Source organism: Oceanicella sp. (assembly GCF_056449545.1).
Map to the genome: position 1 here is coordinate 1 of NZ_JBWOMN010000065.1, position 3193 is coordinate 3193.

Sequence of the window (3193 nt, forward strand, 5' to 3'; positions counted from 1 at the left end):
AGCCGCCGCGGGCGCCGGGGCCGCGACCGGCGCTTCGCGCGACGCGGCGCCTTCCTGCGGCTCGAGGGTCAGGATCAGCGCCCCCTCGGACACCTTGTCGCCCTCGGCCACCGCGATCGCCGCCACCTTGCCCGCCACCGGGCTCGGCACCTCCAGCGTCGCCTTGTCGCTTTCCAGCTCGATCAGCGGATCTTCGACCGCCACCACGTCGCCCGGCGCCACCAGAACGCCGATCACCGGCACATCCGAAAAATCGCCGATATCGGGAATCTTCACTTCAATGACTGACATGTGCTTTTCCTTGTTTGCGGCCGCTCAGGCGAGGCGGGGATTGGGCTTGGCGCCGTCGATGCCATAGGCGTCGAGCGCCTCGGCCATCACCTGCCGATCGACGCCGCCGTCGCGAAACAGCGCGTTCATCGCCGCGGCCGCGATATGGTTGGAATCCACCTCGAAATGCCGGCGCAGGTTGACCCGGCTGTCAGAGCGCCCGAACCCGTCGGTGCCCAGCGTGTGGAAGGGCTGCTTCACATAGGCGCGGATCTGCTCGGCGTAGGATTTCAGGTAATCCGTCGCCGCGATCACCGGCCCCGTCGCATCGGCCAGCGTTTCGCTCACATAGGGCGCGCGCGCCGGCTCCAGCGGGTTGAGCCGGTTCCAGCGCTCGCAATCCATGCCGTCGCGGGCCAGTTCGTTGAGGCTGGTGGCCGACCACACATCGACGGTGCAGCCGAAATCCCTGCGCAGCGTCTCCGCCGCCCTGATCGCCTGCATCAGGATCGTGCCCGAACCCATCAGGTTCACATGGCGATCCCCCGGGGTCTCGGACTGAATGCGATACAACCCGCGCACGATGCCCTCCTCGACGCCCTCGGGCATGTCGGGATGGGCGTAATTCTCGTTCATCAGGGTGATGTAGAAATATACGTCCTCCTGATCCACGAACATGCGCTTCAGCCCGTGATGCACGATCACCGCCACCTCGTAGCTGAAGGTCGGATCGTAGCTGATGCAGTTGGGGATGGTCCCGGCCAGCACATGGCTGTGCCCGTCCTCGTGCTGCAGGCCCTCGCCGTTCAGCGTGGTGCGCCCGGCGGTGCCCCCCAGCATGAAGCCCCGCGCCCGGCTGTCCCCCGCCGCCCAGGCCAGATCGCCGACGCGCTGGAAGCCGAACATGGAATAATAGATGAAAAACGGGATCATCGGCACGCCGTGCACCGAATAGGCGGTGGCGGCGGCGATCCAGTCGGCCATGGCGCCGGCCTCGTTGATGCCCTCCTGCAAGACCTGCCCGGTCGCGCTTTCCTTGTAATACATCAGCTGATCAGCGTCTTCGGGGGTGTAGAGCTGCCCCCTGGGGTTGTAGATGCCAAGCTGGCGGAACATGCCCTCCATGCCGAAGGTGCGGCTTTCGTCAGGCACGATCGGCACGATCTGCTTGCCGATCTTCTTGTCGCGGCACAGCGTGGTGAGGATGCGCACGAAGGCCATGGTGGTCGAGATCTCGCGCGCGCCCGTGCCCTTCAACTGCCCCTTGAAGGCGTCAAGCGGCGGGATGTCGAGCTTGGGCGCATCGCGCCACTGGCGTTCGGGGAACACCCCGCCCAGCGCCGCGCGGCGCGCCTCCAGATAGGTTTTCTGATCGTGGGTCAGCTCCAGCAGCGGCGCGTCCTCGACCTCGTCATCGGGTATGGGGATCTGGAAACGGTCGCGAAAGGCGCGCAGCTGGTCGGCGGCCAGCTTCTTCTGCTGATGGGTGATGTTGAGCCCTTCGCCCGCATCGCCCATGCCGTAGCCCTTCACGGTCTTGACCAGCAGCACCGTGGGCCGATCCCTGGTCCCGGTCGCGGCCTTGAACGCGGTGTAGACCTTTTGCGGATCATGGCCGCCGCGCCGCAGCGCCCAGATCTGGTCGTCGGTCCAGTCCTCGACCAGCTTCGCGGTCTCGGGATACTTGCCGAAGAAATGCTTGCGGATATAGGCGCCGTCCTTCGATTTGAAGGTCTGGTAATCGCCGTCGACGGTTTCCTCCATCAACTGGCGCAGCTTGCCGCTGTCGTCGTTTTCCAGCAGCGCGTCCCAGCCCTTGCCCCACAGCAGCTTGATCACCCGCCAGCCGCTGCCGCGGAAATCGCCTTCCAGCTCCTGCACGATCTTGCCGTTGCCGCGCACCGGGCCGTCGAGCCGCTGGAGGTTGCAGTTGATCACGAAAATCAGGTTGTCGAGATTCTCGCGCGCCGCCAGCGAGATCGCCCCGAGGCTCTCGGGTTCGTCCATCTCGCCATCGCCCAGAAACACCCAGATCTTGCGGTCGCCCATGTCGATATGGCCGCGATTGTGCATGTATTTCATGAACCGCGCCTGGTAGATCGCCATCAGCGGCCCCAGCCCCATCGACACCGTGGGGAACTGCCAGTAATCGGGCATCAGCCAGGGATGCGGGTAGCTCGACAGCCCCTCGCCGGACACTTCGGAGCGGAAATTCTCCATCTGCTCGCGGCTCAGACGGCCCTCCATGAACGACCGCGCATAGATGCCCGGGATCACATGGCCCTGGAAAAACACCAGATCGCCGCCATGATCGGCGCTGCGCGAGCGCCAGAAATGGTTGAACCCGATATCGTACATCACCGCCGCCGAGGCGAAGGAGGCGATATGCCCGCCGTATTCGCTGGAGACCTTGTTGCGCCGCACCACCAGCGCCATGGCGTTCCAGCGGTTGATGGTGCGGATGCGCCATTCCATCTCCAGATCGCCGGGGAAATCCGGCTGCTGATCGGGGGGGATGGTGTTCTGGTAGGCGGTGGTCGCCCCGAACGGCAGCTCGGCGCCGTTCTCGCGCGCCGTGGCGACGGCCCGATCGAGCAGGAAATGCGCCCGCGCCGGACCGTCCCGGTCGATGACGTCTTCCACCGCGTCGCGCCATTCGCGGGTCTCGACGGGGTCGATGTCCGGGTCGTTGAGGGGAATCTGGTCGGTCATGCCGGGGTCCTTTTATGCGGGCCTTGCTGGCGTTGATCGGATGTTTCGCATTCTGGGTTCATTCGAAACGGGCCGGGCGCCGGGCTCGGCCCCCGGCGCCGGCCTGTCGTCAGACGAAATACTGCCCGCCATTGGCGGAAAGGGTCGATCCGGTGATGAACCCGGCCTCGTCGGCGGCGAGGAACACCACGCAGCGCGCGATCTCCTCGGG

The 3193-nt window shown here is 65.5% G+C and carries 3 protein-coding genes; all 3 read right to left on the reverse strand.

Annotation, left to right across the window (positions count from 1 at the left end):
* Nucleotides 1–291 (reverse strand): biotin/lipoyl-containing protein (locus AC1HC7_RS09285; RefSeq protein WP_479498956.1); only part of this gene is annotated, 291 nt, incomplete at its 3' end.
* 24 nt (nt 292–315) lie between these two features.
* Nucleotides 316–2982, reverse strand: coding sequence for a pyruvate dehydrogenase (acetyl-transferring), homodimeric type (aceE, locus tag AC1HC7_RS09290; protein ID WP_479495667.1), 2667 nt, complete (start codon nt 2980–2982; stop codon nt 316–318).
* Between the two features lie 109 nt (nt 2983–3091).
* Nucleotides 3092–3193 (reverse strand): SDR family oxidoreductase (locus tag AC1HC7_RS09295; RefSeq protein WP_479495673.1); only part of this gene is annotated, 102 nt, incomplete at its 5' end.